This window comes from Rhizobium sp. NLR8a, from assembly GCF_019685235.1.
GTDB lineage: Bacteria > Pseudomonadota > Alphaproteobacteria > Rhizobiales > Rhizobiaceae > Rhizobium.
Genome location: NZ_JABDWI010000009.1, coordinates 39158 through 65756 on the forward strand (window position 1 = coordinate 39158; position 26599 = coordinate 65756).

Annotated in this window: 24 protein-coding genes; 16 read left to right on the forward strand and 8 right to left on the reverse strand. The window is 60.6% G+C overall.

Features of this window, described 5'->3' with window-relative positions; translation table 11 throughout:
- Positions 1 to 108 precede the first annotated feature (108 nt).
- Positions 109 to 1098: a DUF2332 domain-containing protein gene (locus HJC04_RS18035; protein WP_221122575.1), complete on the reverse strand. Its 990-nt coding sequence runs from the start codon at positions 1096 to 1098 to the stop codon at positions 109 to 111.
- 246 nt (positions 1099 to 1344) lie between these two features.
- Between HJC04_RS18035 and HJC04_RS18040 the strand changes: the two genes are divergently transcribed.
- Complete coding sequence (locus HJC04_RS18040; RefSeq protein ID WP_221146770.1) at positions 1345 to 2151, forward strand: class I SAM-dependent methyltransferase; 807 nt, start codon at positions 1345 to 1347, stop codon at positions 2149 to 2151.
- 220 nt (positions 2152 to 2371) lie between these two features.
- Here the strand turns inward: HJC04_RS18040 and HJC04_RS18045 are convergent, their stop codons facing one another.
- The 4 genes from HJC04_RS18045 to HJC04_RS18060 form a co-directional block, all read right to left on the reverse strand.
- Complete coding sequence (locus HJC04_RS18045; RefSeq protein ID WP_210628837.1) at positions 2372 to 2719, reverse strand: hypothetical protein; 348 nt, start codon at positions 2717 to 2719, stop codon at positions 2372 to 2374.
- A 143-nt stretch (positions 2720 to 2862) separates the two neighbouring features.
- A complete protein-coding gene (locus tag HJC04_RS18050; RefSeq protein WP_221122578.1) occupies positions 2863 to 3507 on the reverse strand; it encodes a helix-turn-helix domain-containing protein in 645 nt (214 codons plus the stop codon).
- A gap of 122 nt (positions 3508 to 3629) precedes the next feature.
- Entirely contained in the window at positions 3630 to 4298 is a 669-nt protein-coding gene (fixJ, locus tag HJC04_RS18055; RefSeq protein WP_221122579.1) for a response regulator FixJ, read from the reverse strand.
- Complete coding sequence (locus HJC04_RS18060; protein WP_311044466.1) at positions 4264 to 5508, reverse strand: ATP-binding protein; 1245 nt, start codon at positions 5506 to 5508, stop codon at positions 4264 to 4266. Before HJC04_RS18060 ends, fixJ begins: the two co-directional genes overlap by 35 nt.
- 268 nt (positions 5509 to 5776) lie before the next feature.
- On the opposite strand from HJC04_RS18060, the gene HJC04_RS18065 reads away from it, so the two are divergent.
- The 5 genes from HJC04_RS18065 to arcC all read left to right on the forward strand — a co-directional run bounded on the left by HJC04_RS18065 (position 5777) and on the right by arcC (position 9857).
- Positions 5777 to 6127 carry a hypothetical protein gene (locus HJC04_RS18065; RefSeq protein ID WP_210628833.1) on the forward strand — a complete coding sequence of 117 codons (351 nt, stop codon included), beginning with the start codon at positions 5777 to 5779 and terminating at the stop codon, positions 6125 to 6127.
- Positions 6128 to 6297: 170 nt separating this feature from the next.
- A complete protein-coding gene (locus HJC04_RS18070; protein WP_210628832.1) occupies positions 6298 to 6507 on the forward strand; it encodes a hypothetical protein in 210 nt (69 codons plus the stop codon).
- Positions 6508 to 6646: 139 nt separating this feature from the next.
- Positions 6647 to 7876, forward strand: coding sequence for an arginine deiminase (arcA, locus tag HJC04_RS18075; RefSeq protein WP_210628831.1), 1230 nt, complete (start codon positions 6647 to 6649; stop codon positions 7874 to 7876).
- Positions 7877 to 7912: 36 nt separating this feature from the next.
- Positions 7913 to 8917, forward strand: a complete 1005-nt coding sequence (locus tag HJC04_RS18080; RefSeq protein WP_210628830.1) for an ornithine carbamoyltransferase — start codon at positions 7913 to 7915, stop codon at positions 8915 to 8917.
- Position 8918: 1 nt separating this feature from the next.
- The gene (gene arcC / locus HJC04_RS18085) at positions 8919 to 9857 is read left to right on the forward strand and encodes a carbamate kinase (RefSeq protein ID WP_210628829.1); all 939 of its coding nucleotides are present in this window, start codon (positions 8919 to 8921) and stop codon (positions 9855 to 9857) included.
- Positions 9858 to 9869: 12 nt separating this feature from the next.
- Here the strand turns inward: arcC and HJC04_RS18090 are convergent, their stop codons facing one another.
- Positions 9870 to 11237, reverse strand: a complete 1368-nt coding sequence (locus HJC04_RS18090) for an amino acid permease (protein ID WP_210628828.1) — start codon at positions 11235 to 11237, stop codon at positions 9870 to 9872.
- Between the two features lie 198 nt (positions 11238 to 11435).
- Here HJC04_RS18090 and HJC04_RS18095 point away from each other — a divergent pair, with 198 nt between their 5' ends.
- From HJC04_RS18095 to HJC04_RS18135, 9 genes are all read left to right on the forward strand, one after another.
- Positions 11436 to 12362 (forward strand): cation diffusion facilitator family transporter, encoded by a 927-nt coding sequence (locus tag HJC04_RS18095; RefSeq protein ID WP_210628827.1) that lies wholly within the window; start codon positions 11436 to 11438, stop codon positions 12360 to 12362.
- Positions 12363 to 12522: 160 nt separating this feature from the next.
- On the forward strand, positions 12523 to 14784 hold the full coding sequence (locus HJC04_RS18100) for an arginine/lysine/ornithine decarboxylase (protein WP_210628826.1): 2262 nt from the start codon (positions 12523 to 12525) through the stop codon (positions 14782 to 14784).
- Positions 14781 to 17144, forward strand: coding sequence for an ornithine decarboxylase (gene speC, locus HJC04_RS18105; RefSeq protein WP_221122583.1), 2364 nt, complete (start codon positions 14781 to 14783; stop codon positions 17142 to 17144). The genes HJC04_RS18100 and speC overlap by 4 nt, the downstream gene beginning before the upstream one ends.
- A 125-nt stretch (positions 17145 to 17269) precedes the next feature.
- Complete coding sequence (gene potE / locus HJC04_RS18110; protein ID WP_210628824.1) at positions 17270 to 18628, forward strand: putrescine-ornithine antiporter; 1359 nt, start codon at positions 17270 to 17272, stop codon at positions 18626 to 18628.
- Between the two features lie 16 nt (positions 18629 to 18644).
- Positions 18645 to 19571, forward strand: coding sequence for an amino acid ABC transporter substrate-binding protein (locus HJC04_RS18115; protein ID WP_221120441.1), 927 nt, complete (start codon positions 18645 to 18647; stop codon positions 19569 to 19571).
- A gap of 106 nt (positions 19572 to 19677) precedes the next feature.
- Positions 19678 to 20769 carry a calcium/proton exchanger gene (cax, locus tag HJC04_RS18120; RefSeq protein ID WP_210628822.1) on the forward strand — a complete coding sequence of 364 codons (1092 nt, stop codon included), beginning with the start codon at positions 19678 to 19680 and terminating at the stop codon, positions 20767 to 20769.
- A 188-nt stretch (positions 20770 to 20957) separates the two neighbouring features.
- Positions 20958 to 21263 (forward strand): potassium channel family protein, encoded by a 306-nt coding sequence (locus HJC04_RS18125; protein WP_210631680.1) that lies wholly within the window; start codon positions 20958 to 20960, stop codon positions 21261 to 21263.
- 150 nt (positions 21264 to 21413) lie between these two features.
- Positions 21414 to 21659: a hypothetical protein gene (locus HJC04_RS18130; protein ID WP_221124265.1), complete on the forward strand. Its 246-nt coding sequence runs from the start codon at positions 21414 to 21416 to the stop codon at positions 21657 to 21659.
- Between the two features lie 486 nt (positions 21660 to 22145).
- The gene (locus tag HJC04_RS18135) at positions 22146 to 23102 is read left to right on the forward strand and encodes a hypothetical protein (RefSeq protein ID WP_221146771.1); all 957 of its coding nucleotides are present in this window, start codon (positions 22146 to 22148) and stop codon (positions 23100 to 23102) included.
- A 5-nt stretch (positions 23103 to 23107) separates the two neighbouring features.
- Here HJC04_RS18135 and HJC04_RS18140 read toward each other — a convergent pair whose 3' ends face one another.
- Entirely contained in the window at positions 23108 to 24883 is a 1776-nt protein-coding gene (locus tag HJC04_RS18140; protein WP_221122586.1) for a hypothetical protein, read from the reverse strand.
- A gap of 280 nt (positions 24884 to 25163) precedes the next feature.
- Between HJC04_RS18140 and HJC04_RS18145 the strand changes: the two genes are divergently transcribed.
- Entirely contained in the window at positions 25164 to 25400 is a 237-nt protein-coding gene (locus tag HJC04_RS18145) for a hypothetical protein (RefSeq protein WP_210628818.1), read from the forward strand.
- A 12-nt stretch (positions 25401 to 25412) separates the two neighbouring features.
- On the opposite strand, the gene HJC04_RS18150 is transcribed toward HJC04_RS18145, so the two are convergent.
- Positions 25413 to 26561 carry an AI-2E family transporter gene (locus HJC04_RS18150; RefSeq protein WP_210628817.1) on the reverse strand — a complete coding sequence of 383 codons (1149 nt, stop codon included), beginning with the start codon at positions 26559 to 26561 and terminating at the stop codon, positions 25413 to 25415.
- Between the last annotated feature and the right edge of the window lie 38 nt (positions 26562 to 26599).

Below are 26599 nucleotides of genomic sequence, written 5' to 3' on the forward strand. Positions count from 1 at the left end.
CACCCGCCCTCCGTCGTCCTCGGGCTTGACCCGAGGACCACGCCGGCATCATCGGCCTTGGCCATGGATTCCAGGCTCAAGGCCTGGAATGACGAGGCCGGAGGTCCCCTAGGCCTCATCCGCGATCCATGCGAGCGAAGCTCCATGTGGGTCGGTCCAGGCGACAGGAGTGCGGTTCACAGACAGAAGGAAGCGCCCGGGTGGCCAGCTTGTTCCTGCGCGCGTGGCGATGAACGGGAATGCGCGGGGGAACTCGTTCGATACCCAATACGGAGCGAGCCGCATCGCCTGTTGGGCGAAAGCCTCCCTATCTGCGGGGTCGGAGATATAGTCGAGCACCGCCGTGTGAAAGACGACAAGGGTGGCGTCCTTTGGGGCTTCGCTGCAGAGCCGGGCGAATTCGCTCCCGCGCAAGTCGCCCTTCACGATCCGTGGCTTGACCGAAGCGGCGATCTTGACGGCCGCCTGCAGGTTGGCAAGCCGTTCCGTCTGCTCCGGCCAGACCAGTGTCTCAAGCCATGCGACTTGCGCAGCATCCGAAGCATCGATTGGGCTGAGGTCCAGCCCCGCTCGCCAGACGACGTGTGGCGCGGCCGTCGGCAACGGGGTCGTCTCGCTGACGGAGCAACGCAAGACAGGCGGCTCCGAGGCCATCGAGGGTGGGCGGATCGCCTTGCGGCCGTAGTCGTAGCCATAGAGGTCGGGCATGAGGCAGAGCCCGGCGGAGGTTCCGACCTCGAGGAGCGCCAGCGGCTGCGGCAATCGCGCCAGGACGGGGAGCAGCGAGGCGCACCTTCCTGGTTCGTTGGTTTGTGTCGAACGCTCGAGCATCAGCGAACGGACTGCATCGGGGTGGGCCAGGAGCACCTGACGAAACTCGGTCCAGCCCTTCGGCGTGCCGAACAGGTGACGCACCGCCGCAAGCAGAAGGTTCGGTTGCCTTTTCGTGTCCGGGAGGGTCGATAGGAAGCCGAGTGTCTCCCGGTCTCCAGCAACCGCACGAGCCAACGCCTCGTAGAGCGGCGAACGGCCGTGGGCTTCCGTATCGGCGAAGTGAACATACCGGGCTGAGATCTCAGCCAGGCCCTCCTCATCCATGTCCGGTGATCCCTCGACTACGACTTCTGGTCACAGTACACGATCTTCGGGTGTGATGGCAGTCAAACACGCGATACCTCGGAACACCGTCCGACGGAGGGCCGGTGTGATTCCAGGGGCTTCCGCTATGTCATGTTTTCTTGAGAAGTGCTAATAAGCTTCCGCTGGACTGCCCGGCGTGACGGCGATACGCGCGACCTGGTTGGCCGTGGTAATGTCCATTCTTGATCAAGGGAGGATGGCGCCATGGAAACCGCAGAACTGCGATACAATTGGGCCGATCCCGACGTCTACGAGTCATTCATAGGGCGCTGGAGCGAACATCTGGCGAGCCCATTTCTCACCCATGCCAATGTTGCTCCGGGCAGTCGCGTGCTCGATGTGGCATGTGGGACGGGTGTGTTGTCGAAAGCCCTGGCCGAGGCGGGAGCGCATGTGATCGGTGTTGACGCATCGGAGGGATACCTGGAAGGAGCCCGCCGTCGACGATCCCACCCCAATATCGCATATGAACACGGCGATGTCCGGCAACTGCGGTTCGACGCCAACTCTTTCGATGCGGCAGTTTCCACCCTGGCCCTGGACGTCATCCCGGAAATTGAACAGGTCGTTGCCGAGATGAAGCGCGTGACCCGTCCAGGCGGCGTGGTCGCGTCCGCCGTTACTCAGTTCTTTGGTGGCATGCCCGCATTTGACCTCGTCATTAACACCGGCGCCGTGCTTGAGGCCGACTTTGCAACGCTGAGATCCATGCGGGCGGGACGTCAGCTCTTCTGGCCTGATGGTCAGGCGACGCTGTGGCGGAAGATCGGCCTCGTTGACGTGACCGAGATTCCCATTGTCGTGGATTGCGAGTATGCGTCCTTCGCGGATTATTGGGCTACGTTCACCGACGGCCCAGGCAGCACCACAAGCACATTGATGGCACTTTCCGACGACGCCCGCGGTTCGATCGAACAGCATGTTCGTGCTGGGTATCTGGTTGGCTTGCCCGATGGACCCCGGTCATTTCCTATGATGTTCCGTATGGTGCGTGGCTTGGTCCCAGCGTAACACTGGAGAGCATCAGCTATCGTTCCTCGGCAGCCAAAAGCCGCCAGGCCGCTAACGGCTCCAAATCGGTCATTCCTTCTCGGCCGCAGCCGAGCCTGCTGCTGGAACATGTGAGATATCGGGCTTCACTTTGCATGATTTACAGCAAGATTGCGGTCTCGGCCGGTTCCAACAATCAGGCATCGACCTCTGCGGGTCGAGCCTCAAGGGGCCATATAGCCTAGCGTTTCAGATCGTAGGCTTGATGGGAGGCGCGAAGCTCGGTCAAGGTCTTGCCGACGCATGTGCCTCCACCTTCACTGCCGGTTGCCTTGGCCTTGCCGTCGAGGGTGATCGTGCCGGCGATCCGTTCGGATGCCCGATAGGTTGCGATGCCATCCTGTGAAATGCGCGACAGGTAGAAAGTGTGGTAGGTTTCGTTGGACTTGCACTGGATGACCAAGGGAAATTGCTCAAACGGATCGTCCTGCGCCTGAACGATCGCGAGTGGAAAGGTCGCCAGCGACAGCAGGACCGCAATGCATGTTGTGACCGCTGCATTCGATCTCCGGCAGAATAGGCATCTCATTGTTCAATCCCCCTTTGCACGATCGATTTCAATCCATGACCGCTGAGCGCACCGTATGAAACTTGATTCAGCGGTGCGCTTTGGCTTCTTTGCTGTGGCCAGGACGTTATCCCGGAATCGTCCACGCTTCCGGGCGTCATGCATCAGATGGTCAGCGCGATGAGCGCGTCGCGGTCCAGAAGGCGAACGACGCGCTGCAGCTTGCCTTTCAGGCAAAGGACGCCTTTTTCGCGGAGTTTCGTGAAGCAGCGGGCAACGGTTTCGACGGTCAGACCGAGATAGTCGGCCACATCGCTGCGCGACATCATCATGTCGAATTCCAGATCCTTCGGATGACGGTCGGCCATTTCGCAAACGAAGGCCGCGACCCGCTTCAGCGCGCTTTGCTCGGTGATGACGAGCTGCTTGTGCTGCGCCTTTGCCAGGTTCGTCAGCGCGATGTGAAGAAGGTCGACAGGAACGACTGCGTTCTGGTTGGTCCGAAAGGGCTTGATGGAGGCCTCGCAGACGGCTTCCGCAAAGTCGGTTCGAACATTCCCGGTTTCAAGGCCGAACCATTCGCCCTCGCCGCAGAATGTTAGGATATATCGCTGTCCGCTGGCCATCAGGCGATAAATCCGCACCGCACCGGTTTCGACCTGATAGATCGCAAGTGCATGTTCGCCTTCGCTGTAGATTGTCTCGTTGGCCTTGAGCTTGATCGACTGATCTCTGGTTGTTCCGACAGCTGTTCCATGTCGGCGGCCCGGAATTGCAGTTTGCCTTATGGTCGCGTGGTGTTGAAGCATATGCGTCGCCCCCCAATCGTCTGGCAACATAACCAATCGCCGTCTGCTCTGATATTCGAGAAACCCCTTAAGTATCGCTACGGAAGCCCGATCACCGGCAGCTCTTTGGCGCGGTCCCGGGCCTATCGGGCAGGCGTCCAAGCACCGTGGTCAGGCAGGGCCCTCGCGGTTTCGACAGGCTGCGCTGCCGTATCGAGGGTGATGGCCATCCGCATGAGTTCCGCCAGATTGCGGGCGCCCATTTTCGCCATCACATTGGCGCGGTGGACTTCGACCGTGCGTGCGCTGATACCAAGCTGATAGGCGATCATCTTGTTCTGCAAGCCATCAAGAACGCCGGCCAGAACCTGGTGTTCGCGCTCCGTGAGCTGGCGAAGCCGTGCTGCAACGCTCTCAGAATCAGCGACGGCCCCGCCGGGGCGCTTCTGTCCCACCGCCGCGTTGATCGCGGCTATCAGCGCCTCTTCTCTGACGGGCTTTTCAAGGAAATCCGACGCGCCGGCCTTCATTGCCCGGACGGCGGCGGCGATATCGCCCTGACCGGTAATGACAATGACCGGAACGTTCAGTCTCAAACGGCGCAGGCGCTGGAGCAGCTCGATGCCATCAATTTCGGGCATGCGCAGGTCCGTCACGAGGCAGCTTCGTCCCGAAAGCGGCAACAGTTCCAGAAAGGCTTTGGCAGAGCTATGGGTCCGAACCGCGAAACCTGCCGACACCAACAGAAACGTCAAAGATCGCCTGAGCGACTCCTCATCATCGACGAGATGGATCGTAAGGTCGTTTGCCATTGGTTGTTGTCTCCACCAGCGGAAGGGAAAACGAAAGGATAGAACCGCCATCCATTCGATTGCGCGCGCTTATGCGGCCCCCATGCGCCTCGATGATGCGCTTGGACAGCGCCAAGCCCATGCCGAGGCCGCGCGGTTTGCTGGTCACGAAGGGACGAAACAGCGCCTCTTCGATGTCGACCGCAATTCCGCAGCCATTGTCGGACACGTCGACAATGAGACGGGATAAATCGTCGGTTCTGGTTCGGATGGTGATATGCGGCTGCGCAATACCGTCGGTAGCCTCCACGGCGTTGCGAACAAGGTTCGTCAGCACCTGCACGATCTGGACCCGGTCGGCAAGCACGACGTCCCGTTCCGCTACGAGCTGAAAATCGGCGCGAAGGCCGTTTCGCTGGGATCCGGCAAGCGCGAAAGCCGTCGCCTCATGGATGAGCGCGTGCATCGCTTCAATCTTTCTCTCGTCGGCGCCGCGCTTGGCGAATTCCCTGATGTTCTGCACGATCTTTCCCGCCCACAGGGCGTGCTGCGTAATCTCGGACAAGGCTTCACGGAGTTCTTCGCCGTGGCCATGACGATCCTTCGTAACAAGCCGCGCGCAACCTTGCGCGTATGCGGCGATCGACGTCAGCGGCTGGGCAAGTTCGTGGGCCAGCGTCGATGTCATTTCCCCGAGCCCAACTATTCGGGCGATACGGGCAAGCTCACGCTGAAGCTCCTGAACACGCTGCAAAGTCTCGCGCTCGGTGCGGAAGTCCTCGAAGATCACCGCGGAGAAGTGTCCTTTGCCGTCTTGCTGTCTGATGATCGTCATGGCGGTCGGAAATTGGACGCCGCTCCTGGTCATCGCCACACCGGCCCGCACCACTCCCCTGTCCGCCCAGCGTCCCTTCAACGGAACATCCGGCGTCGGATACCAGACAAGGTCGATCCTCTGACCAAGCAATTCGTCTTCCTCATAACCGAACAACGCCACAGCGGCCCCGTTGCAGGCCGAAATTCGGTGGCAGTCGGTGATGAAGAACACCGCGTCCGGCAGGTGTTGATAGAATTGCCGGATCCAGTCTATCGACGGCTCGCCATCTTCCGCACGCAAAGCGCCTGGCCGGTCGCGCCCTGTTATCCCGCCCGTGAACGAGGTTCGTCCGGCGACGTCCGGGTCAATGCGATCGCATTCGTCAACATGCGGCGCCTCCATCTTGATGGACACGATGGTTTCCTCCGCCCTTTGAGCCGGTCAGCCCCTTGACGGGCTCTTTGCCCCTCACAAGGACTTGAGATTACCACCTTTGGGAAAGGGGTCGGTGTAGTATCGCGTAGCCTCTATGGGTATCTCCGTGCCAGTGACAGACCGAAAAGCCTGACCTGCCTTAAGTTTTTGGTTCGGCTCCCTCCATTGATCCGGCTCAATGCCGCGAGCTCACTCTTCCGCTACTCTGGCAGGCAATGGGCACACGGCCAACTTGAGGAGCAGGAAGATGAAGAAGATTGCCCTGGCTATCGCCATTGCGACCGCGGCGTTGGTTGCGGCGCCTGTCGACGCCCAGCAGACCCGCAAGGAATACCGGCGCATGAACTGGGCCGAAAGCCTGCCGGGGCACATCAAAACCTATCACAACAAGCGGTTCTCAATCGTCAGCTTTCGAACTGCGGTTGAAGTTGGCTCCATGCCTTCGCCTGGTAGCGAAGAACATGTGAAGGAAATCCGGGCGGCTATCCGTTCCAACACGTGGCTCGTCCAGCAACTGAAGGCCAAGAAGCTGACGCCCAACCAAATAGAATGGGTGACGCGCGCCCGCAACGGCAACCTGACCTTCTATATTGAATGAGTGTTGCTGGAGCCCAGGACCTCATCTTCTAACGGAAGGGCGGAACAATGATGTCGTTGCGCCGCCGCCCACCAAGCGCCGGCTGGGGAACCAATGCCGGGCGAGCGACCGGCCTGCCTAAGAACAGCCCCGTATCCAGTCGACGCTCGTGCACGATCGGGGAGGGTTCGGTGAAGTGGCGGTTGGTCGTCGAAGCTCCATTCGAAGAGGATATCGAACTCGCCGTCATCGACGGCGATGGTATCCACGCGCTGGTTTTTCCCTGCCAGCGCCTGGCAAGGGGATGGGCCAATGCCCTGACAGGCGAGATGCTGGACGTTCATCCCACCCATTGGCGCGCATGGCAGATACGGCAAGACGATAGGTCGGATCTTCACTGAGCGACGACATTTCAACGTGCTGGGCGGCACCGGCGTCAAATGCTGCACCGCACCTTGTCTGCAATCAATGACATGAGTGGACCGGCCAAAATAATCTGACGCTGTTCAAAGAGCCGGCGATGGCTGGAAGGAGGACCACATGCGTGGTTTCGGTGTTCATTCTGAGGTCGGAAAGCTGAGAACCGTCATGGTCTGCCGACCATCCTTGGCTCATCAGCGCCTGACGCCTGCAAACTGCCATGATCTTCTTTTTGACGATGTTATCTGGGTCCATGAGGCGCAGAAGGACCACTATGACTTCGTCCTGAAGATGCAGGAAAGGGGAGTCGAGGTTCTCGAGCTCCACGATCTGCTCGGTCAGACGCTCTCAAACAAGCAGGCGCGCGATTTCATCCTCGACCGGCGCATAACCCCGAACGTGCTTGGCTCGCAGGTTGCCGAGGCGATGCGGCCATGGCTCGACGAAATGCCGTCCACACAGCTTGCCGCATTCATGATCGGCGGCATCGCGATTGCCGACCTGCCCGATGTCAAGGCCAAGGCATTGATGCTCAGCGCCTTGCCGGAAAGCGATTTCGTCATCCCACCGATCCCCAACACGCTGTTTCAACGCGACCCTTCGTGCTGGATTTATAACGGCGTGACCTGCAATCCGATGTTCTGGCCGGCGAGACGCGCCGAGACATTGGTCCAGCGTGCCATCTACAAGTTTCATCCGATCTTCCAGGGCGGCGATTTCCAGATCTGGTGGGGTGATGCCGACCATCAATTCGCCAACGCCTCGATGGAAGGCGGCGACGTCATGCCGATCGGCAACGGCACGGTGCTGATCGGCATGGGCGAGCGCACCACCTATCAGGCCGTCGGCCAGGTGGCTCAGGCCCTTTTCAGAAGCAAGGCGGCGAAACGGGTGATCGGCTGCCTGATGCCAAAGAGCCGCGCGGCCATGCATCTCGATACTGTTTTCAGCTTCTGCGACCGTGACGTCGTCACGCTGTTTGCCGAGGTGGTCGACCAGATCCGCTGCTACAGCATGCATCCCAAGGACGACGACGGCACATTCGAGATCCATCCCGAAAGCAAGCCGATGCTCGATGTCGTCGCCGAAGCGCTCGATCTGCCGAAGCTGCGAACCGTCGAGACCGGCGGCAATTCCTATCAGGCCGAACGCGAACAATGGGACGACGGCAACAATGTCGTTGCACTCGAACCCGGTGTCGTCGTCGCCTACGACCGCAACACCTACACGAATACGCTGCTGCGCAAGGCAGGTATCGAGGTCATCACCATTCGCGGCTCCGAACTCGGACGTGGGCGTGGTGGCGGGCACTGCATGACATGCCCAATCTGGCGCGACCCCGCTTACTGACCTTTCCATCCACGAACCAGACGACGGAGCAAGACCATGAGTTTCAATCTGCGCAATCGATCGCTTCTGACCGTGCAGGACTATACGCCGCGGGAATTCCGCTATCTCCTCGATCTCGCCCGCGACCTGAAGCGGGCCAAATATGCCCGCACCGAGCAGGAGCATCTGAAGGGCAAGGAAATCTGCCTGATCTTCGAGAAAACCTCGACGAGAACGCGATGCGCCTTCGAAGTGGCCTGCTCAGACCAGGGCGCCAACGTGACCTATCTCGATCCATCCGGCTCACAGATCGGCCACAAGGAATCCTTCAAGGACACGGCGCGGGTGCTGGGGCGCATGTATGATGCGATCGAATATCGCGGCTCGGCACAGAAAGGCGTAGAGACGCTGGCAAAATACGCCGGGGTGCCTGTCTACAACGGCCTGACCGACGAATATCATCCGACGCAGATGATCGCCGACGTCATGACCATGCGCGAACACAGTGACAAGCCGATCGCTGAGATCAAATATGCCTATGTCGGCGACACCCGCTCGAATATGGGGCATTCCCTGCTGATCGTCGGTTGCCTGCTCGGCATGGATGTGCGCATCTGCGGCCCGCGGTCGCTGTGGCCTTCAGAAGAATATATGAAGATCGCCAGGGATTTGCAGCAGGCCTCGGGCGCGCGGCTGCTGGTCACCGAAGATCCCAACGAGGCCGTCAAGGGCGTCGATTTCATCCACACCGACGTCTGGGTTTCGATGGGCGAGCCGAAAGACGTCTGGCGCGAACGCATCAAGCTGCTCACGCCCTACCAGGTCAACCAGGACTTGATGAAGGCGACAGGCAATCCGCAGACCAAATTCATGCATTGCCTGCCGGCGTTCCACGACACCGAAACCACACTCGGCAAGCAGATCGCCGAAGATTACGGCATGGACAACGGCCTCGAAGTCACCAACGACGTGTTCGAGTCCGAGGCCAATGTCGCCTTCGAGCAGGCGGAGAACCGTCTGCATACGATCAAGGCACTGCTTGTCGCCACGTTGGGAGATTAGCATGCGTGTGGTCATTGCGCTTGGCGGCAATGCGCTTCTCCGGCGCGGGGAAGCGATGACCGCCGATACCCAGAGGCGAAATGCGCGCACCGCCGCTGAGGCGATCGCGCCACTGGCGGCCGAACATGAGATCGTCGTCACCCACGGCAACGGTCCGCAGGTCGGGCTGCTCGCGCTCCAGGGAGCGGCCTACAAACCAGAAGAGGCCTATCCGCTCGATGTTCTCGGCGCCGAGACCGAAGGCATGATCGGCTATATGCTGGAACAGGAACTCGGCAACCTCCTGCCGTTCGAGCAGCCCTTAGCGACACTTCTCACCATGGTGGAAGTCGACGCCGAAGATCCCGGTTTCCAGAACCCCACCAAGTTCGTCGGGCCGGTCTACGACAAGGGCGAGGCGGATCGGATCCGTGGGGAAAAAGGCTGGATCTTCAAGCAGGACGGCGAAAAATGGCGACGCGTTGTCGCCTCGCCGGCGCCGAAGCGCATCTTCGAGATCCGGCCCGTCCGCTGGCTTCTGGAGCAGCGCACCATCGTCATCTGCGCTGGCGGCGGCGGTATTCCAACGATGTACGAGAAGGGCGCCGATCGGAAGCTGATCGGCATCGAAGCCGTGATCGACAAGGATCTGTGCTCGGAACTGCTGGCGCGCGAACTTGATGCCGATCTCTTGATCATGGCAACGGATGCCGAGGCTGTCTGTGTCGATTGGGGCAAGCCGTCCCAAAAGGCGATCCATTGCGCTCGTCCCGGCGATCTCGACCAGTTCTCCTTCCCGGCCGGCTCGATGGGACCGAAGGTCGATGCTGCCTGCCATTTTGCACGGGCAAACGGCAAGACGGCCGCAATTGGCACCCTTGCCGATATTGCCGGGATGGTTCGCGGCGACCGTGGGACGATCATCAACGAGCGTTTTGACACCTTGAGCTGGCACGCCTGACGGCGTGGTCCGTCAGGCAAACTTGTCCTGAGACGGGAGCGGTTGCGTTACGGCGCTCGCGGCCGTCTCCTTGTCCGTCGCGCCGGCCGCATTGCGTCTTTGCCAGACATAGACTGGGATGCCGAGCATCAACAGCACGAGGCCGTAGAGCACCGGTTCGGCGCCGGAGCCGTAAAGGGTGAAGATCGCAAAGACGAACGCGATAAGCTCGATCGCGCTGACCCGCGGCATCCGCCCATCAGACACGCCCGCAATGAGGCTTCTGGCAAGCGCGCAGAAAGCATAGGGAACGACGGCGGCCATGGTGCTGAGCCCGACCATCAGCCGATAGACGGCGGCAAAGCCTTCGGAGCCGAGCGCCTGGACGAGCACGAGGAGCGTTGCGAACAAGGCCGAGATGGTCATGCCCCATGCCGGCACGCCCCGCGGGGAAAGCCGGGCAAAAAGCGGCGGAAATAGCCCGTCGCGGGCGGCAGCCATCGGAACCTGCCCCATCAGCAAGGTCCAGCCGTTGAGCGCGCCAATGGAGGACACGAGGACTGCAAGCGAGATCGCCAACTCGCCGGGGCGTCCCCACATGATCCCTGCCGCCTGGGAAAATGGCGCAACCGACTTAACGAGCTGTTCACGCGGCACGAGGCCCATCACCACGATCGTGCCGAACACATAAAGGGCAGCGGCGATGGAGATACCGAGCACGGTCGATCGTGGGATTGTCCGCTCCGCATTCTCCACGTCGCCGGCCGGAACCGTAGCCGATTCCAGCCCCAGATAGGCAAACATGGTGAGAGGCGCCAGTGTCGCAAAGGACTGCAGCAGCGGCTGACCGCTTGGATTGAATTCGGCGAAATGCGACGGATCGATGTAGAGAAGGCCGATAATGGCAACGGCGCCGAAAGGCAGCAACTTGGCGTAGGTCGTCACCTGCGCGAAGACACCCGCCGCGTGAACACCGCGAAGATTGACGAGCACGACCGCCCAGATCACGCCGAGCGTCAGCACGGTCGCGGCGAAGCGATTGGCGAGGGCAGGGAAGAGATCGACCATCACGCCGGCAAAGGCAATCGCGATGACGGGCAGCGATGTCCATATTGATATCCAGTAGCCCCAGGCGATCAGAAAGCCGGCGAAATCGCCATAGGCGAGCCTGGTATAGGCATAGGGGCCGCCGACAGCGGGCACGAGGCTCGCCAGGCGCGCGAAGGTCAGACCCAGGCAAATCGCGCCGGCGCCCATGACGATCCAGACGACAATCGCAAGGTTGCCATAGGGCGCGACCGCGGCCGGTGAAAGATAAAAGCCCGATCCCACCATATTGCCGACCACGATGGCGGTGCAGGCAGCAAGTCCGAGGCTCTTGCCATTTGGCGACGTCGTCATGAGCTTCCCCCGAGAGACGGCTGCCCGGAGCCAATGTCTCTGCGGACCGCCATCAAACCGCAATTGTCGTTGCAAAAACCGGCTGCCGCAATCCGGATCAATGCGTAGTCCGCCGGGCTGGCCTAGACTACCTTCGTCATCGGGATAAAGCTGCTAAAGCATGTCGCATGACGGGCCGAAGCGGAGGCGGGGTCGACGATGCTGAGCGAGCAGGGGTTTCTCCGGATATCGATCGCGGCGACCGTCGTGGTGGCAACGCTCGGGGTCGTCTTCGGCATTCTTTCCGGCTCTTTCTCGATCGCCTTCGACGGCGTCTATTCGCTGGCCGATGCGGCGATGACCGGACTTGCGCTCTGGGTTTCGAGCCTGATCCTGAAATCGACGCAGAGCGACGCTCGGTCCGGCAGAATCCGGAACCGCTTCACCATGGGTTTCTGGCATCTCGAGCCCATCGTGCTGATGCTCAACGGCTGCCTGTTGATGACAGTTGGCATCTATGCGCTGATCAGCGCGATCATCAGCATCTTGAACGGCGGTCACGAACTGCGCTTCGGCATGGCGATCGCCTATTCTGCGGCGACCCTGCTTGTTTGCGCCGCCATGGCCTTTCTCGGCGTCAGGCTGAACGCCCGCATCAAATCCGATTTCATCTCGCTGGACATCAAGGCCTGGATCATGTCGGGCGGCATTGCGCTTGCCCTGCTCATTGCATTCCTGATCGGCATGGCCGCGCAGGCGACGCCGGCTGCCTGGCTTGCCAGCTATATGGACCCGGCGGTTCTGGCGCTGGTCTGCCTCATCATGGTCCCGCTTCCGATCGGCACCGTTTGGAGGGCGTTCACCGAGATCCTGCTGATCGCCCCTGTCGACCTCCAGGAGCATGTCGATCGTGTCGCCTCGGAAACGGTTCGCCGGCTCGGCTTCCTCTCGCACCGAGCCTATGTTGCCCGGGTCGGCCGCGCGATGCAGATCGAACTCTATTTCATCGTCCCTGAAGGGCTTCCGGCAAAGACCGTGGAGGAATGGGACGCGCTCCGCGATGAGATCGGGAACGCGATCGGCGACGAAAGCGCCAATCGCTGGCTGACGATCGCCTTCACCGCCGATGCGGAGTGGGCCGAATAGCCTGATCAAAAAACAAGTCCTTCGGCGACATCGAAATGCTTCGCGTCACCTTGATTGCAATCAAGGACGCTGCACGACCCGTCATGTACGATCCTTCAACCTGAGATCCACGCGGTCTGCACGGCGGCCGTAGCCTTGACGTCAGGTTCTGGAGGAACGCATGGAATTCCAGACGGCATTTCCGATAGCCGTTATCGACGAGGATTTTGACGGCAAGAGCGCAGCCGGACGCGGTATGCGCGATCTCGCCGCCGCCATTGAAAGGGAAGGGTTCCGGATCGTCTCCGGCGTTTCCTATGAGGACGCCCGCCGTCTCGTGCATGTCTTCAATACAGAGTCCTGCTGGCTGGTATCCGTCGACGGCACCGAAGACAAGACGACGCGCTGGCAGGTGCTGGGAGAGGTGCTCGCCGCAAAGCGGCAGAGAAATGACCGGCTGCCGATTTTCCTGTTCGGCGATGACACCACCGCAGAAGACGTGCCGACAGCGGTTCTGCGTCATGCCAACGCCTTTTTCCGCCTGTTCGAGGATTCGGCGGAATTCATGGCGCGCGCCATCGCGCAGGCAGCCCGCAATTATCTCGAGCGGCTGCCGCCGCCGATGTTCAAGGCGCTGATGGATTATACGCTGGAAGGCGCTTATTCGTGGCATACGCCCGGCCATGGCGGCGGCGTCGCGTTTCGCAAGAGCCCAGTGGGCCAGCTCTTCTACACGTTCTTCGGTGAAAACACGCTGCGATCCGATATCTCCGTATCGGTCGGCAGCGTCGGTTCGCTGCTGGATCATGTCGGTCCCATCGCCGAGGGGGAGCGCAATGCCGCACGCATTTTCGGCACCGATGAGACCTTTTTTGTCGTCGGCGGCACCTCGACTGCCAACAAGATCGTCTGGCATGGCATGGTGGCGCGCGGCGATCTCGTGCTCTGCGACCGCAATTGCCACAAGTCCATCCTGCATTCGCTGATCATGACGGGCGCGACGCCCATCTATCTGACGCCCTCGCGCAACGGGCTCGGTATCATCGGTCCGATCTCGAAGGACCAGTTCACGCCGGAGTCGATTGCCGGCAAGATTGCCGCAAGCCCCTTTGCCGGGCAGACCAGCGGCAAGGTCCGGCTGATGGTCATCACCAACTCGACCTATGACGGCCTCTGCTACAATGTCGATGCCATCAAGGCGTCGCTCGGCGACGCGGTCGAGGTGCTGCACTTCGACGAAGCCTGGTACGCCTACGCCAATTTCCACGAATTCTACGATGGCTTCCACGCGATCTCGTCGAATCAGCCTGCGCGGTCGCAAAACGCCATCACCTTCGCCACCCAATCGACGCACAAGCTGCTGGCCGCCCTTTCGCAGGCGTCGATGATCCATATCCAGCATGCCGAGACCAAACGTCTCGACATCACCCGCTTCAACGAAGCTTTCATGATGCACACCTCGACCTCGCCGCAATACGGCATCATTGCCTCCTGCGATGTCGCGGCCGCCATGATGGAGCAGCCGGCCGGACGCGCGCTCATCCAGGAGACGATCGACGAGGCGATCAGCTTCCGCCGGGCGATGAATGCGGTGAGGAAACAGACGGAAGACACCTGGTGGTTCGACGTCTGGGAGCCGACGATTGCCGGGCAGACGCCGACCGACACCCGTGCCGACTGGGTCTTGAAGCCGGATGATGCCTGGCATGGTTTTGCCGGCCTTGCCGAAAACCATGTCATGGTCGACCCGATCAAGGTCACCATCCTGTCGCCGGGCCTCTCGGCCAGCGGCGTGATGGATGATCACGGCATTCCGGCGGCGGTCGTCACCAAGTTCCTGTCCTCGCGGCGCATCGAGATCGAGAAGACCGGCCTCTATTCCTTCCTCGTGCTGTTCTCGATGGGTATCACCCGCGGCAAGTGGAGCACGCTCGTCACCGAACTGCTGAATTTCAAGGATCTCTATGACGCCAATGCGCCATTGACCCGCGCACTGCCGGCACTGGCCGCAGCCCATCCGGAAGCCTATGCCGGAATGGGGCTCAAAGATCTCTGCGAGCAGATCCACGCGATCTATCGCAAGGACGACGTGCCGAAGGCGCAGCGCGAAATGTATACGGTCCTGCCCGACATGGCACTGCGTCCGGCCGATGCTTATGACCGGCTGGTCAAGGGCCGGATCGAGAGCGTCGAGATCGACGACCTCATGAATCGCATCCTTGCCGTGATGATCGTTCCCTATCCGCCCGGCATTCCGCTGATCATGCCGGGCGAACGGATCACCCAGTCGACGAAGTCCATTCAGGACTATCTGCTTTACGCCCGTGACTTCGACAGAAAATTCCCCGGTTTCGAAACCGATATCCACGGCCTTCGCTTCGCGCCCGGTGACGGCGGTCGCCGCTACCTCGTCGATTGCATCGCAGGGGAGGGGCAAGAATGATCCCGCGCGACGTGAAATCTCCGACGGTCGCAATCCCGTTCCACAAGATGCTGAAGATCGTCGCGATCATCGATCGCGACAATGCCCAGGCGCAGGAACTGGTGTCACAGATCACCGCCCAGGGCTTCGAGGTGGAACAGCGCGACGATTATTCGGCCGACGTGTCAGAGGATGCTGACGTCGGCGCCTATATCGGCTCGGTCGAGGGCGGGCGGCTGGTTTCGGCACGCAGCTTCCTTCGTTCCGTCAGGGATATCGGTTTCCGCACGCCGATCTGGGCGATGGCCGATACGCTGACGATTGCGGATATGGATGTCGTCGAGATGGCCGGCGAGGTGGATGGTTTCGTCTATCTCGGCCAGCAGACGCCGACCTTCTATGCCAAGCAGATCGTGTCCAGCGCCGTGAATTACGGCAAATCGCTGCTGCCGCCATTCTTCGGCGGCTTGATGGCCTATGACGGCGAGGCCAATATCGCCTTTGATTGCCCGGGGCATCAGGGCGGCCAGTTCTATCGAAAATCGCCGGCCGGACAGATCTTCTTCAAATATTTCGGCGAGAGCATCTTTCGCAACGATCTCTGCAACGCAGATGTCGATCTCGGCGACCTCCTGATCCATGAAGGCCCCGCCGTCGAAGCCCAGAAGCAGGCGGCGCGCATCTTCGGCGCGGACCGCACCTATTTCATCCTGAACGGCACGAGCACCTCCAATAAGGTCGTCGCCAATGCGGTACTGCACAGCGGCGATCTGGTGCTCTTCGACCGCAACAATCACAAATCCCTGCATCAGGGTGCTCTCGTGCAGGCCGGCGCCATCCCGATCTATCTGCCGACCGCCCGCAATTCCTTCGGCATGATCGGCGCGGTCGACTGGTCGGCTTGGGACGAAAGCTGGCTGCGGCAAAAGATAGAGGAGCACCCACTCGTCGCCGACAAGAGCCGTGCGGAGGCGGAAAGGCCGTTCCGTCTGGCCTGCATCCAGCTCGCGACCTATGACGGCACGATCTACAATGTCGCCCAGGTCATGGAGAAGCTCGGCCATCTCTGCGACTACGTGCTCTGGGACGAGGCTTGGATCGGCTACAACGCCTTCCACCCGCTCTTCGAGGGCCATAGCCCGATGCGGCTGAAGGACCTCAGGGCTGATATGCCCGGGCTGTTCTCCACGCAATCGGTCCACAAGCAGGGCGCCGGCTTTTCCCAGGCATCGCAGATCCACAAGCGGGACGAACATATCAAGGGCCAGCGCAGGTTCGTCGAACACAAGCGCTTCAATGAATCGCTGCTGATGCACGTTTCGACCTCTCCCTTCTATCCGCTTTTCGCCTCGCTCGACGTCAATGCCAAGGTGCATGAGGGCAAGGCCGGCGAGATGCTCTGGGACCGATGCATCGAGCTCGGGATCGAGGTTCGCAAGAAGCTGCGCGGTTTCGTGGAGCATTACGAAACCAAGGCCGCGACCCCGGAGGAGCAGTGGTTCTTCGATCCTTTCGTGCCGGACAGGGTGACGGTTTCGGGCTCCAAGCACACCGGCGATCTCGCCGCCGCCAAGTGGGAAGATGTCGCGACGGAGGTACTGAAACGCGAGCAGCAATGCTGGCGGTTCGATCCGGAGGCGAGCTGGCACGGTTATGCCGGCTATGCGCCCGGCTATACCATGGTCGATCCCAACAAGCTTACGCTGCTGACCCCCGGCATCGACCGGAAGACCGGCGAGTATCGCGAGTTCGGCATTCCGGCGACCGTCGTCGCCAACTATCTGCGCGAGCAGCGGGTCGTGCCTGAAAAATGCGACCTGAACAGCCTGCTCTTCCTCCTGACACCTGCCGAAGACGAGAGCAAGCTGAACACGCTCGTCGCCAAGCTCGTCAAGTTCAAGAACCTGTGGGACCGCGATGCGCCGCTGCAGGAAGTGCTGCCGACCGTCTTCGCCGCCCATCGCGAGCGTTATGCCGGCTATAGCGTCCGCCAGGTCTGCCATGAGATGCATTCCTTCTACCGCGAGGCGGGGGTCAAGGAGTTGCAGCGCCTCTGCTTCCGCTCCGAGAGCTTCCCCGAACCGGCGATGGCACCCAAGCAGGCCTATGAGGCACTGGTCGCCAACAATGTCGACTATGTGCCGCTGACGGAAGCCGCCGGCCGCATCTCTGCGACGCTGGCGCTGATCTATCCGCCCGGTATCGGCGTGATCGTGCCGGGAGAGCGCTGGGACGACAGGGCGCGGCCGATGCGGGACTATTTCCTCGCCTTCGAAGAATCCTTCAACCGCTTCCCCGGCTTCAATTACGAGGTCCAGGGCGTGTTCCAGGAGCGGATCGATGGGCGGATCAAGTTCCACACATATGTCGTCCGCGAGTAGGGCTGGAGCATGTCACGAAAAGTGCGCAGCGGCTTTGCGGTAGCGACATTGAGTGAAAACAAAGAATGAAAGCGTGGATCAAGCCATTCTGAAGGAACGCGACGCGCTTTAGGGAGGACTTCGTCATGACCGACAACACGATGCATCTTGCGGCCGAGGCCACGGCCAAGAAAAAGATGAACCTGGTGCAACTCACCTTCATCGTCGCCGTCAACATGATGGGGTCGGGGATCATCATGCTGCCCGCCAATATGGCGCAGGTCGGGGCGATCTCGCTGCTTTCCTGGCTTGTGACCGCCATCGGCTCGATGGCGATCGCCTATGGCTTCGCCCAGGCCGGACTGTTCAATCAGCGGCCCGGAGGCATGTCCGCCTATGCGGAGGATGCCTATGGGAAGGACGGCTATTTCATGGTGTTCTTCCTGTATTTCCTGTCGCTTGCCGTCGGCAATGTGGCGATCGGCATCTCGGCCGTCGGGTACCTGGCCGGGTTCTTTCCGGTGCTGACCTCGACCCCGATCATGACCTGCCTGGCGCTGATCGTGCTCTTGTGGCTGACCACGGCCGCCAATTTCGGTGGACCGCGCATCACCGGCCGCATTGGTTCGGTCACGGTATGGGGCGTCATCCTGCCCGTTGGACTGCTGTCGATCATCGGCTGGCTCTGGTTCAGCTCCAGCACTTTCGCCGCCGCCTGGAATCCGCAAGGCCTGACGCTTGGGCAAGGCATGGGATCGAGCATTTCACTGACCCTCTGGGCATTCCTCGGCATGGAATCAGCCGCTCAGAATTCCGATGCCGTCGAAAATCCCAAGCGTGACGTGCCGCTCGCCTGCATGTTCGGCACGCTGGGTGCGGCCGTCATCTACATCCTGTCGACGACGGTCATTCAGGGCATCGTGCCGAATCCGGATCTCGCCAGCTCCACGGGGCCCTTTGCACTCGCCTATGCCACCATGTTCAATTCCACGGTTGGTTCCATCGTCATGGCGCTTGCCGTACTGGCCTGCCTCGGCTCGCTGCTCGGATGGCAGTTTACGATCGCGCAGACGGCGAAAACCGCCGCCGACGAGCGGATGTTCCCATCCATATTCTCGCGGGTGAACGAGATGGGGGCGCCCGTGGCCGGCATGATCATTCTCGGCATCGTGCAGACATGCCTTGCCTTGATGACCATTTCGCCGACGTTGAGCGAACAGTTTTCGGCGCTCGTCAACCTCGCCGTCGTCACCAACGTACTGCCCTATATCATCGCGCTGTCTGCCCTTTTCGTCATGATGAAGGCCGCCCGCGTGCCACAGCCGAAATATCGGCTGAACGCCACCATCGCCTTGGTCGGCATGGCCTACAGCGTCTTCGCCATCTATGCCTCCGGCAAGGACGCGGTTCTCGGCGGCATGATCGTCACAGGCATCGGTTTCATCATCTACGGCCTGATCGCCCCGCGTTTCGCCAGCAACACGAACCAGCTTCCGGCCGAGTAAGAGAGGAGGATCAGACATGTCAGGAACAAATGATCGCTGGGCGGGTATCGCCGCCTCTGTCCTCACCGCGGCGGCCATGTTGGCCTTCGGCATGCCCGTGCAGGCTCAGACGCTCGACCGTATCAAAGCGGGCAGCGCTCTGAAGCTCGGCTACGATCCGGATGCAAGGCCCTTTTCCTTCAACGGGGAACAGGGACGGCCGGACGGCTATGCCGTCGCCCTCTGCAACAAGATTGCCGATAGTCTTAGGGCACAGCTGAACCTGCCGAAGCTCGATGTCGAATGGGTTTCGCTTTCAGGCGACGCCAAGATGCAGGCAATAGGAAGCAGTACGGCTGATCTTGTCTGCGCTGCGGAGCCGGTGACATTGACGCGGCGGCAGCAGGTGTCGTTTTCCATCCCGATTTTCCCAAGCGGCACCGGCGCGCTCTTGAGCACCAGCTCGCCGCTGGCTTTGCGCGAAGTGCTGCAATATGGCGAACCCTCGAGCCGTCCGCTCTGGCGTGGTTCACCGGCCCGCACGATCCTGGAGCACAAGACCTTCTCCTCGATCGCGGGCACGACGAGCGAAGGCTGGCTGAGCGACAGGATCAAGACTTTTCAACTCGCGGCAACGGCTGCGCCGGTCGACAACTACCAGCAGGGGATCGAGCGCGTCATGGACGGCAGTTCGGCGGTGCTCTTCGGCGACATGCCGATCCTCATGGATGCCGCCGCCCGCAGTGACAATTCCGGTAATCTGATCGTCCTGCAGCGCCACTTCACCTACGAAGCGCTCGCTCTTGAGTTGGCGCGCGGCGATGAGGACTTCCGCCTTGCCGTCGATCGTGCGCTCAGCCAAACCTATGCCGGGCCGGATTTCCGGACATTCTTCACAACCTGGTTCGGGCCGCCGGATGAGGCGACGGTGACATTCTTCCGGCAAACAGCGCTGCCGGAGTAGCCCTGCATGACGGATCATCAACCGTCAAGCAACTGGCGCGCCCGGAGCAGGTCATATTGACCCGTAACCCGCGGCACGCCTGAAGCAACTGAACGGGGAGTGACGGGTGAACCTCCTTTGGAAAGAAATTCGTGCCAACCCCATGCTTTGGCTGCTCGTTGCGGTGCCGGTGGTCTTTGTCGCGGCGCGCGTTGCCCCCGAGGCTCACACGTTGCTGTTCATCTTGTCGGTCCTTGCCGTGATACCCCTGGCTGGCCTCCTCAGTCACGCCACCGAGTCCGTTGCGGCAAAAACCGGCGACGCCGCTGGCGGACTGCTCAACGCCACGCTGGGAAATCTGACGGAGCTTGTCATCGCCTTGGCCGCCCTGCGTGCCGGACAGTATACGCTGGTAAAATCATCGGTTGCCGGTGCAATCGTCACCAACACGCTGTTCATGCTTGGAGCCTCGTTTTTGCTCGGCGGCCTGAAGCATCACACTCAGGAATTCAACCGAGCCAATGCGCGTCTTCAGGCCGGCCTGCTGTTCCTCGCCACCATCGCCCTGCTGATACCGTCGGCGGTTGCTTCAGATTCGACCTCGGCTACGGAAGTGCTTAACAAGCTCAGCTTAGGCTTGGCCATCCTGCTTATTGTCGGATACGCGCTGGGACTGCTGTTCACGCTGAAGACGCACCGCGAGCTCTTTGCCGCCGCCGAGCACGCCGAGGCGGACGAAACCCCGTGGCCGATTGGCCTGGCATTGTCCACGCTTGCCGGTGTCACGATACTGGTCGCGCTGGTCAGCGAGATCTTCGTCGAGTCCGTGCAGGAGGCTGCCAAGGTTTTTGGAATGACGCCTGCCTTTGTCGGTTTCATCGTCGTCGCACTGGTCGGCGGCGCAGCCGAAATGGCTTCGGCATTTTCCGGTGCGCGCAAGAACCGCCTCGACTTGAGCGTCGGCATCGCGCTCGGAAGCGCCTCGCAGATAGCTTTGTTCGTGGCGCCCGTGCTTGTGCTGTTGAGCTACGTCATCGGTCCGACACCGATGGATCTGCAGTTTTCGCCGGGCGTTGTCGTCATGGTTTTCCTGGCGACCATGACGGCGATGTTCGTTACCAACAGCGGGCGTTCGGCGTGGTTCGTCGGCATATTGGTGCTGATGGTTTACATGATCTTCGCCACGACTTTATATGTTCTGCCCGATCGGGGCTTATGAAGCGGGTCTGGAGAGCATCGAGGTAGGGCACCGCAGCGGTTGCCTTGGCAAGCATGGTGCACGGGATGAATGTGGGGCGCGCGGATTCCAGCCCCATGGACTGCGTCAGTCTTATGAATGTCCTGAACCAATTGCAGGGAGGTCGAAAGGTGTCGGTAAGAACTGGCCGAATATCGAACCCTAGACAGATGCGGCGGCTGTTTTTCGTCGCGCTCGCAAGGCAGCTTCATGTGATCTGGCCAATCGTCTCAGCGATCGTCTCCCTGATGGTCGGATCCGGGCTCGCAATCTGGCGTATCGAAAACTGGCGCATTGACGAAGCCATGTATTTCACTTTCGTCACCGGCTTGACGATCGGCTACGGCGATTTTACCCCCAAACATATCTCGTCGCGGATATTGGCGTTGATGATCGGCTTTGCGGGCATTGTGCTGACCGGCATCGTCGCCGCAGTCACCGTGAAAGCCCTGGATGCGGACGACCGGGAGCCTTGAATCCTGTTCTGCTGCACATTGACCTGGAAATGCGCATCCGTTCTGCGAGCGCACCGCCGGACGGATGATCGGAGCAGGTGAGGGGGAACGAACGGGGTTCCATCGAGTTCGGATTGTTTACCGGTGCGTGCAAATATCCGGAGTTACACTATGAGCCGAGAGCGTGGACGAAGGAAATTGATGCTCCGCCTGCCCGATGTTCGTCATCGTCTCGCTGACGTGACCAGCGAGACACTGGGGGAGATGTTTGAAGCCTATGACCTTGCCGTCGATGCATTGGATCGGTTCCGAAATGAGCGTCCGAGAGAAGATACGCTGATCACCGAATATGAGCAGCTCTGCCGCGAAATAGAGCAGGAAGTCGTCGCCTATTGCACTGGAGCTTTTCCGGGTTAGATTGAAGTATTGTGTTGGCTCAAACGGAGTCGGATGGTCGACCGGCCGGCGCGCGTCGTAGCCCAGCCCTACGGCCAAGCCGGCCGGTCGATCAGCCGCCCTGTTTCAGCCAACCCTCCCGCAGATTTGGCTGGCAAATCTGCAAGACTTCAGAATCGCCGGACGCACATCGCTTCGCCACGGCGAAGCGGTGCGGCCGGTGGGCCGGGCATCTCTAGCCAGGATCAAAGGCGATTGGCTCGGACGTACCTTGGGGTATGCCCTTCGCCAATCGCCTTTGCCCTGACGAAAACCTGCTCCGGCAGAATGCTTCAATCTAACCCGGAAAGGCTCTAGGCGGTGAAGCGTCCGAGTCGGCTGTGAACCGTCATCTGATCCGGCAATGTCGCTGGCGGCCAGGTCCAGGCTCTCATTTACGTATTGCTACGGAAGTCCTGAACCATCGACAGGTGTATAAGGCAACAGGTGGCGTCGCGGGAGGGCTCGATGGTATCGGATGAGGAGGAAACCAGCCGCGAACCCTACGACCCTGCAGCCGTTCGCGCGCAGCTTGAGCGCATCCTCGCCAGTCCCGAATTTCATGCTCCTGAGCGTGGGCGGCGTTTCCTGCGGTATATCGTTGAGGAGACGCTGGAAGGACGCAGCGAACAACTCAAGGCCTATACGATTGCGCAGGCGGTTTTCGCGCGGGGCGCCTCCTTCGATGCGCAGAATGATCCGGTCGTCCGCATCGAGGCGGGGCGTATCCGTCGCGCACTTGAGCGATATTATCTCGTCAGCGGAAGCAGTGACCCGATCGGGATTACCATCCCCAAGGGAGGCTATTCGCCGCAATTTTCGAGCAGCAATGGCAGCGCGAATCCAGGCGAAGGGAGGGATTTGCAAAACCGCGGAAACAAGAGGGTCGGCCTGGAGCGCTCTGTCGCCTATCGCGATCTTCTGCTGCCGATCGGCGTACCGGCGCTGTTCGGCGTGATCGCGGTTTTGGCTCTCATCCGCCCGTTGGAAGCCTATTTTTCAAGGCCGAGAGCGCCGCCGGCGCCCGCCGCGTCGACGGTCGCGAGCAAGGTCAGCATTGTGGTCGAGCCCTTCGCGGCCCTCGGCGGCAGCTCCGAAGGCGTGAATTTTGCGAAAGGCCTGGCCGACCAGCTGCTGACGAAGCTGATGAAAGCGGAAAATCTTGTCGTGCTCGCGCCCGACAGATCCGACACCCAACCGATCGTTCCGCTGTTCAGTCTGCAGGGAAGCGTGGTTATCGAGGGCGCCGTCCTTCATCTGCATGTCCGAATGATCAATGGCGCCGACGGCACGGTGATATGGGCAAATCAATATGATCGCCAACTGCGCGGCCGGACCTTTCTCGATGTCGAGGACGAGATCGCCATGCAAATCGCTCTGGAGATTTCGAACCGCAAGCAGAGCGCCGCACCGACCAATCGATAGCGGCCTTATCTTGCCGGGGTGGCGTCGATATCAAGTCCCGAGGCACGCAATCCATTCAGGACGCGCTCCTGATCGTCAAGCCGTTGCAAGCGCAGCGAAATTTCCTCGCGGATGTTAGCCATCAATGCCGGCGCATGGCTATGAAGCCAATGCTCTTCCGCTTTGGCCTCCTCGGTCTTCCCGGCGGCCCCCAGAATGGATAGCAGCACGAGACGATGGACGGGGTTCGAGCCGAGATCGGACTTTCGCGACCAGCGCTCCGCCTGTTCGAGATCGCCCTTCATGAATGCACACAGCGCCATGCCGGCTTCGTAGTAGCCACTAGGACCGACGCCCCTGTTGACGGCGATCGAGAGCAGTTCGCAGCCTGATTGCCATTTCCCGGAAAGCGCCAGTCGATAACCATATTCGCCGGCGAGTTCGACGTCACCGGGATCGGCGGCATAGGCCGCCATGCCAGCCTCCAGGGCCTTGTCGATGTCTCCGCGGAAGAAGCTCACCAACATCAGCGCCTGCAGCACGCGGGGATCGCCGGGCGCGAGAGATGCCGCCCGCTCCACCGCAGCGGTTGCCAATTCGAGCGGTTGAACCGAAGAGGAAGTGCCGAGCTGGTAGCGATATCGCAGCTCGTCAAGATAGACTATGGACAGCAATGTCCAGGACGCAGCGTTATCGGGGAAGCGCTGCGTCGCCTGCCGCAGGCATTCCAGCGTCGAGCCGTGGCTTTGCGCGGTCATGGCCTGACGGTAGCTGTAATAGGCGCGCGTGCAGGCATAGGCATCCTGGTCGCCATTTTGAGCCGGTCCGACGATCTGGTTCGTTCCGGTTTGAAGGATCGCCCCATCAGGATGCGCGATCGCACTGGAGATCTGCCGGGAGATGTTGCCTTGGATGACAAGCTTGCTCTCGGCTTGAAGATCGGCATCGAAGTTCCTGGCCCAGACGACCGCGCCATCCGATTGACGCACCAGCCTGACCGCGGCGCGCAACCTGCTTTTGTCGAGCTGGATATTGCTCTGGAGCGAATAGTCGGCGCCGGCGGCACGCCCGGCGCGCAGCGGATCGGCGACAATGACAATGTCGTCGAAGCGGGCAAGCTGGCCGATCACGTCGTCCCTCAGGCCGCGAGCGATATCCGAACCAGCGCCGGTGGAACCGCTTTCGGAAAAGAATTCGACGATCACCTTCGGATGAGCGGTCGCCGGCGGCGTTGACGCAGTCGGTCGCCCATTCGGAACAGACAATGCATATGCAAGGGCTAAGGCAAACAGAGCAACCACGACGATTATGACGATCCCGAAGCCGTGAGCGGCCGAAAGCATCGGAGCACGCATCTTCCGAGGAGAGCCTTCTTGCGCATTGAACTCTGCGGCCTGGGCCTGCTCCAGGCCGCCCGCCGATGGAAGCGGCAATCCCTGAGCATATTCGAAATGCGGTACATATCCGCCTTTGGGCACGGTGATGATGACCTCGTCCGTGCGCCCCGCGACGAGATAATAGCGCTCGAGCGCCTTTCTGATCCGACCGGCCTCGATCCGGACGACCGGGTCATTCTGCGGGTCAAATGAAGCTTCCCGGCCGAAAACGACATTCGCTATGGTGAAGGCTTTCAGGAACTCCGAGCGGCCGGCAAGCGTCTCATTGACGACGAACTCGAGGAAATCCCGCCCCCGCTTCGGCGCGTGAAATTCCTCGCTTCCGAGAATTCGCTCGACCTGACGGCAGATTTCATCCACCGTCGGCTCAAGACTGCCCAAAACATTGACCTTTGCGTTCCTCATGATCGCCCCACGATAAGTCACGCAATTATCTAAGCTACTTCTAATACATCATAGCGCGCGAGCCCCTGGTTGCAAGCTTTGCTTTAGGGTTCGCCCATAAGGCCACAAATTTGGGCGCGGACCGTTCTTGACGGGAATGAGCGACACCGATTGTCCGCTACCGAACTAAGTTGGCAAGAATGGCTTGCGGTCTGATACAGTAATTGTGACCTCGGGAACAATTCGGCACCTTACTGTCTTCTTATCAATTGCAGACGCGGTACCAATGCGGAGCTAGTTCATGAGCCAAGAACGCGGCCGCAGAAAACTGATGTTGCGGCTTCCAGATATCCGCCATCTGCTGGCGGACGTTACCAACGAGACCCTCGGCGAACTGTTCGAGGCCTACGATCTTGCAGTCGACGCGCTGGCTCGGTTCCGGACCCAGAACCCGAGGGAAGACAAGCTCGTTGCGGAATATGAGGAGCTCTGTCGCGACCTAGAGCAGGAGGTCGTCGTCTACTGTACCAACAGGTAGACCGGCCGTGGCCTATCCGGCACGCTCGGTTTCCACGCTGAGAGCCCGTGCGTCATCATGTTCTGATCCTTCCGCCATTGCCGCAGGCCAGGCCCAGGCTCTCAGCAGCTCGTAAAAGACACTGAGAACGACCGGTCCCAGAAAAAGCCCCAGCAGCCCATGGGCCAGAGTGCCGCCGATCACGCCGATCAGGATGACGGGCATGGGAGTGGAGAGGCCTCTCGCCATCAGGATAGGCTTCAGGATGTTGTCGACAATCGAGATCGGCACCGCAAGGCAGGTAAAGGCAAAGGCGCCGGCGAACGGCCAGGAGAACCAGGCCCAGATGACGAGGGGCAGGAGGACCAGCGCTGGCCCGAGTTGCATGACGCACAGTAAGAAGACGACGAAGGTCAGCGCTCCACGCGCTGGAACGTCGAAGACGGCAAAGCACAGTCCGCAGAGCAGGGTCTGCAGGAAAGCCACGCCGATGACACCGCGTGATACATTCCGCACCGTGCTTCCCGACAGCCGGGCGAAACCGACGCCCTTGTCGCCGGCGACCCGGCTTGCCAGAACCTGTATCGCCGCGGCCAAACGCGTTGACTGGGTGAGAAACAGGCCGGAGAGCATGATGGAGACGACAAAACTCAGCACGTCGCCGCCGATCGAGGCTAGTTTTGCCACAACAGCGCCCATGACCTCACGAATCGGCGCCTGAAACTTGATGATCGTCGAAGCCAGATCGCTGGCGACGCGATTCCAGATATCATGGAGCCGCTCGCCGACGACAGGCCAATTCCTGATGGCGTCAGGCGCTGCCGGCAGGGTAAATTCTCCGGTCCGCAACCTGCCGATCAACGCCTCTACGGTGTCGGCGAAATTGACTGCGACGAGGGCGAGCGGTGCTATGATCAGCACGAGGCAACCGGCGACTATAACGATGGCAGCGATCACCGGCCGGTTTCCGATCAACCGCGAGAGCGTCGCAAACATCGGGTAGAGAGCAACGGCAAGGATGGCGGCCCAGATGAGGATAAGCGCGAAAGGAGCAATCAGCGTCATCGTCCAGTAAGCGAACAATCCGATGATGCCCAAGCGGACCAGATCGCTTACTCTCGCCTCTATCGAAATCTGACCCGCGCCGGTCCCTGGCGTTGTCGTATCAACTGTCTGCTCCATCGTCACATCCGTGAGGTTACAGGCCGGACCCACCATGC

Excerpts from the sequence above, each read along its gene's own strand:
- HJC04_RS18045 (WP_210628837.1), bottom strand. The coding sequence starts at position 2,719 with ATGAGATGCCTATTCTGCCGGAGATCGAATGCAGCGGTCACAACATGC.
- arcA (WP_210628831.1), top strand. The coding sequence starts at position 6,647 with ATGCGTGGTTTCGGTGTTCATTCTGAGGTCGGAAAGCTGAGAACCGTC.
- speC (WP_221122583.1), top strand. The coding sequence starts at position 14,781 with ATGATCCCGCGCGACGTGAAATCTCCGACGGTCGCAATCCCGTTCCAC.
- HJC04_RS18050 (WP_221122578.1), bottom strand. The coding sequence starts at position 3,507 with ATGCTTCAACACCACGCGACCATAAGGCAAACTGCAATTCCGGGCCGC.
- HJC04_RS18140 (WP_221122586.1), bottom strand. The coding sequence starts at position 24,883 with ATGAGGAACGCAAAGGTCAATGTTTTGGGCAGTCTTGAGCCGACGGTG.
- potE (WP_210628824.1), top strand. The coding sequence starts at position 17,270 with ATGACCGACAACACGATGCATCTTGCGGCCGAGGCCACGGCCAAGAAA.
- HJC04_RS18100 (WP_210628826.1), top strand. The coding sequence starts at position 12,523 with ATGGAATTCCAGACGGCATTTCCGATAGCCGTTATCGACGAGGATTTT.
- HJC04_RS18115 (WP_221120441.1), top strand. The coding sequence starts at position 18,645 with ATGTCAGGAACAAATGATCGCTGGGCGGGTATCGCCGCCTCTGTCCTC.
- HJC04_RS18125 (WP_210631680.1), top strand. The coding sequence starts at position 20,958 with ATGCGGCGGCTGTTTTTCGTCGCGCTCGCAAGGCAGCTTCATGTGATC.
- HJC04_RS18065 (WP_210628833.1), top strand. The coding sequence starts at position 5,777 with ATGAAGAAGATTGCCCTGGCTATCGCCATTGCGACCGCGGCGTTGGTT.
- HJC04_RS18090 (WP_210628828.1), bottom strand. The coding sequence starts at position 11,237 with ATGACGACGTCGCCAAATGGCAAGAGCCTCGGACTTGCTGCCTGCACC.
- HJC04_RS18130 (WP_221124265.1), top strand. The coding sequence starts at position 21,414 with ATGAGCCGAGAGCGTGGACGAAGGAAATTGATGCTCCGCCTGCCCGAT.
- arcC (WP_210628829.1), top strand. The coding sequence starts at position 8,919 with ATGCGTGTGGTCATTGCGCTTGGCGGCAATGCGCTTCTCCGGCGCGGG.
- HJC04_RS18080 (WP_210628830.1), top strand. The coding sequence starts at position 7,913 with ATGAGTTTCAATCTGCGCAATCGATCGCTTCTGACCGTGCAGGACTAT.
- HJC04_RS18150 (WP_210628817.1), bottom strand. The coding sequence starts at position 26,561 with ATGGAGCAGACAGTTGATACGACAACGCCAGGGACCGGCGCGGGTCAG.
- HJC04_RS18145 (WP_210628818.1), top strand. The coding sequence starts at position 25,164 with ATGAGCCAAGAACGCGGCCGCAGAAAACTGATGTTGCGGCTTCCAGAT.
- HJC04_RS18095 (WP_210628827.1), top strand. The coding sequence starts at position 11,436 with ATGCTGAGCGAGCAGGGGTTTCTCCGGATATCGATCGCGGCGACCGTC.
- HJC04_RS18040 (WP_221146770.1), top strand. The coding sequence starts at position 1,345 with ATGGAAACCGCAGAACTGCGATACAATTGGGCCGATCCCGACGTCTAC.
- HJC04_RS18135 (WP_221146771.1), top strand. The coding sequence starts at position 22,146 with ATGGTATCGGATGAGGAGGAAACCAGCCGCGAACCCTACGACCCTGCA.
- HJC04_RS18035 (WP_221122575.1), bottom strand. The coding sequence starts at position 1,098 with ATGGATGAGGAGGGCCTGGCTGAGATCTCAGCCCGGTATGTTCACTTC.
- fixJ (WP_221122579.1), bottom strand. The coding sequence starts at position 4,298 with ATGGCAAACGACCTTACGATCCATCTCGTCGATGATGAGGAGTCGCTC.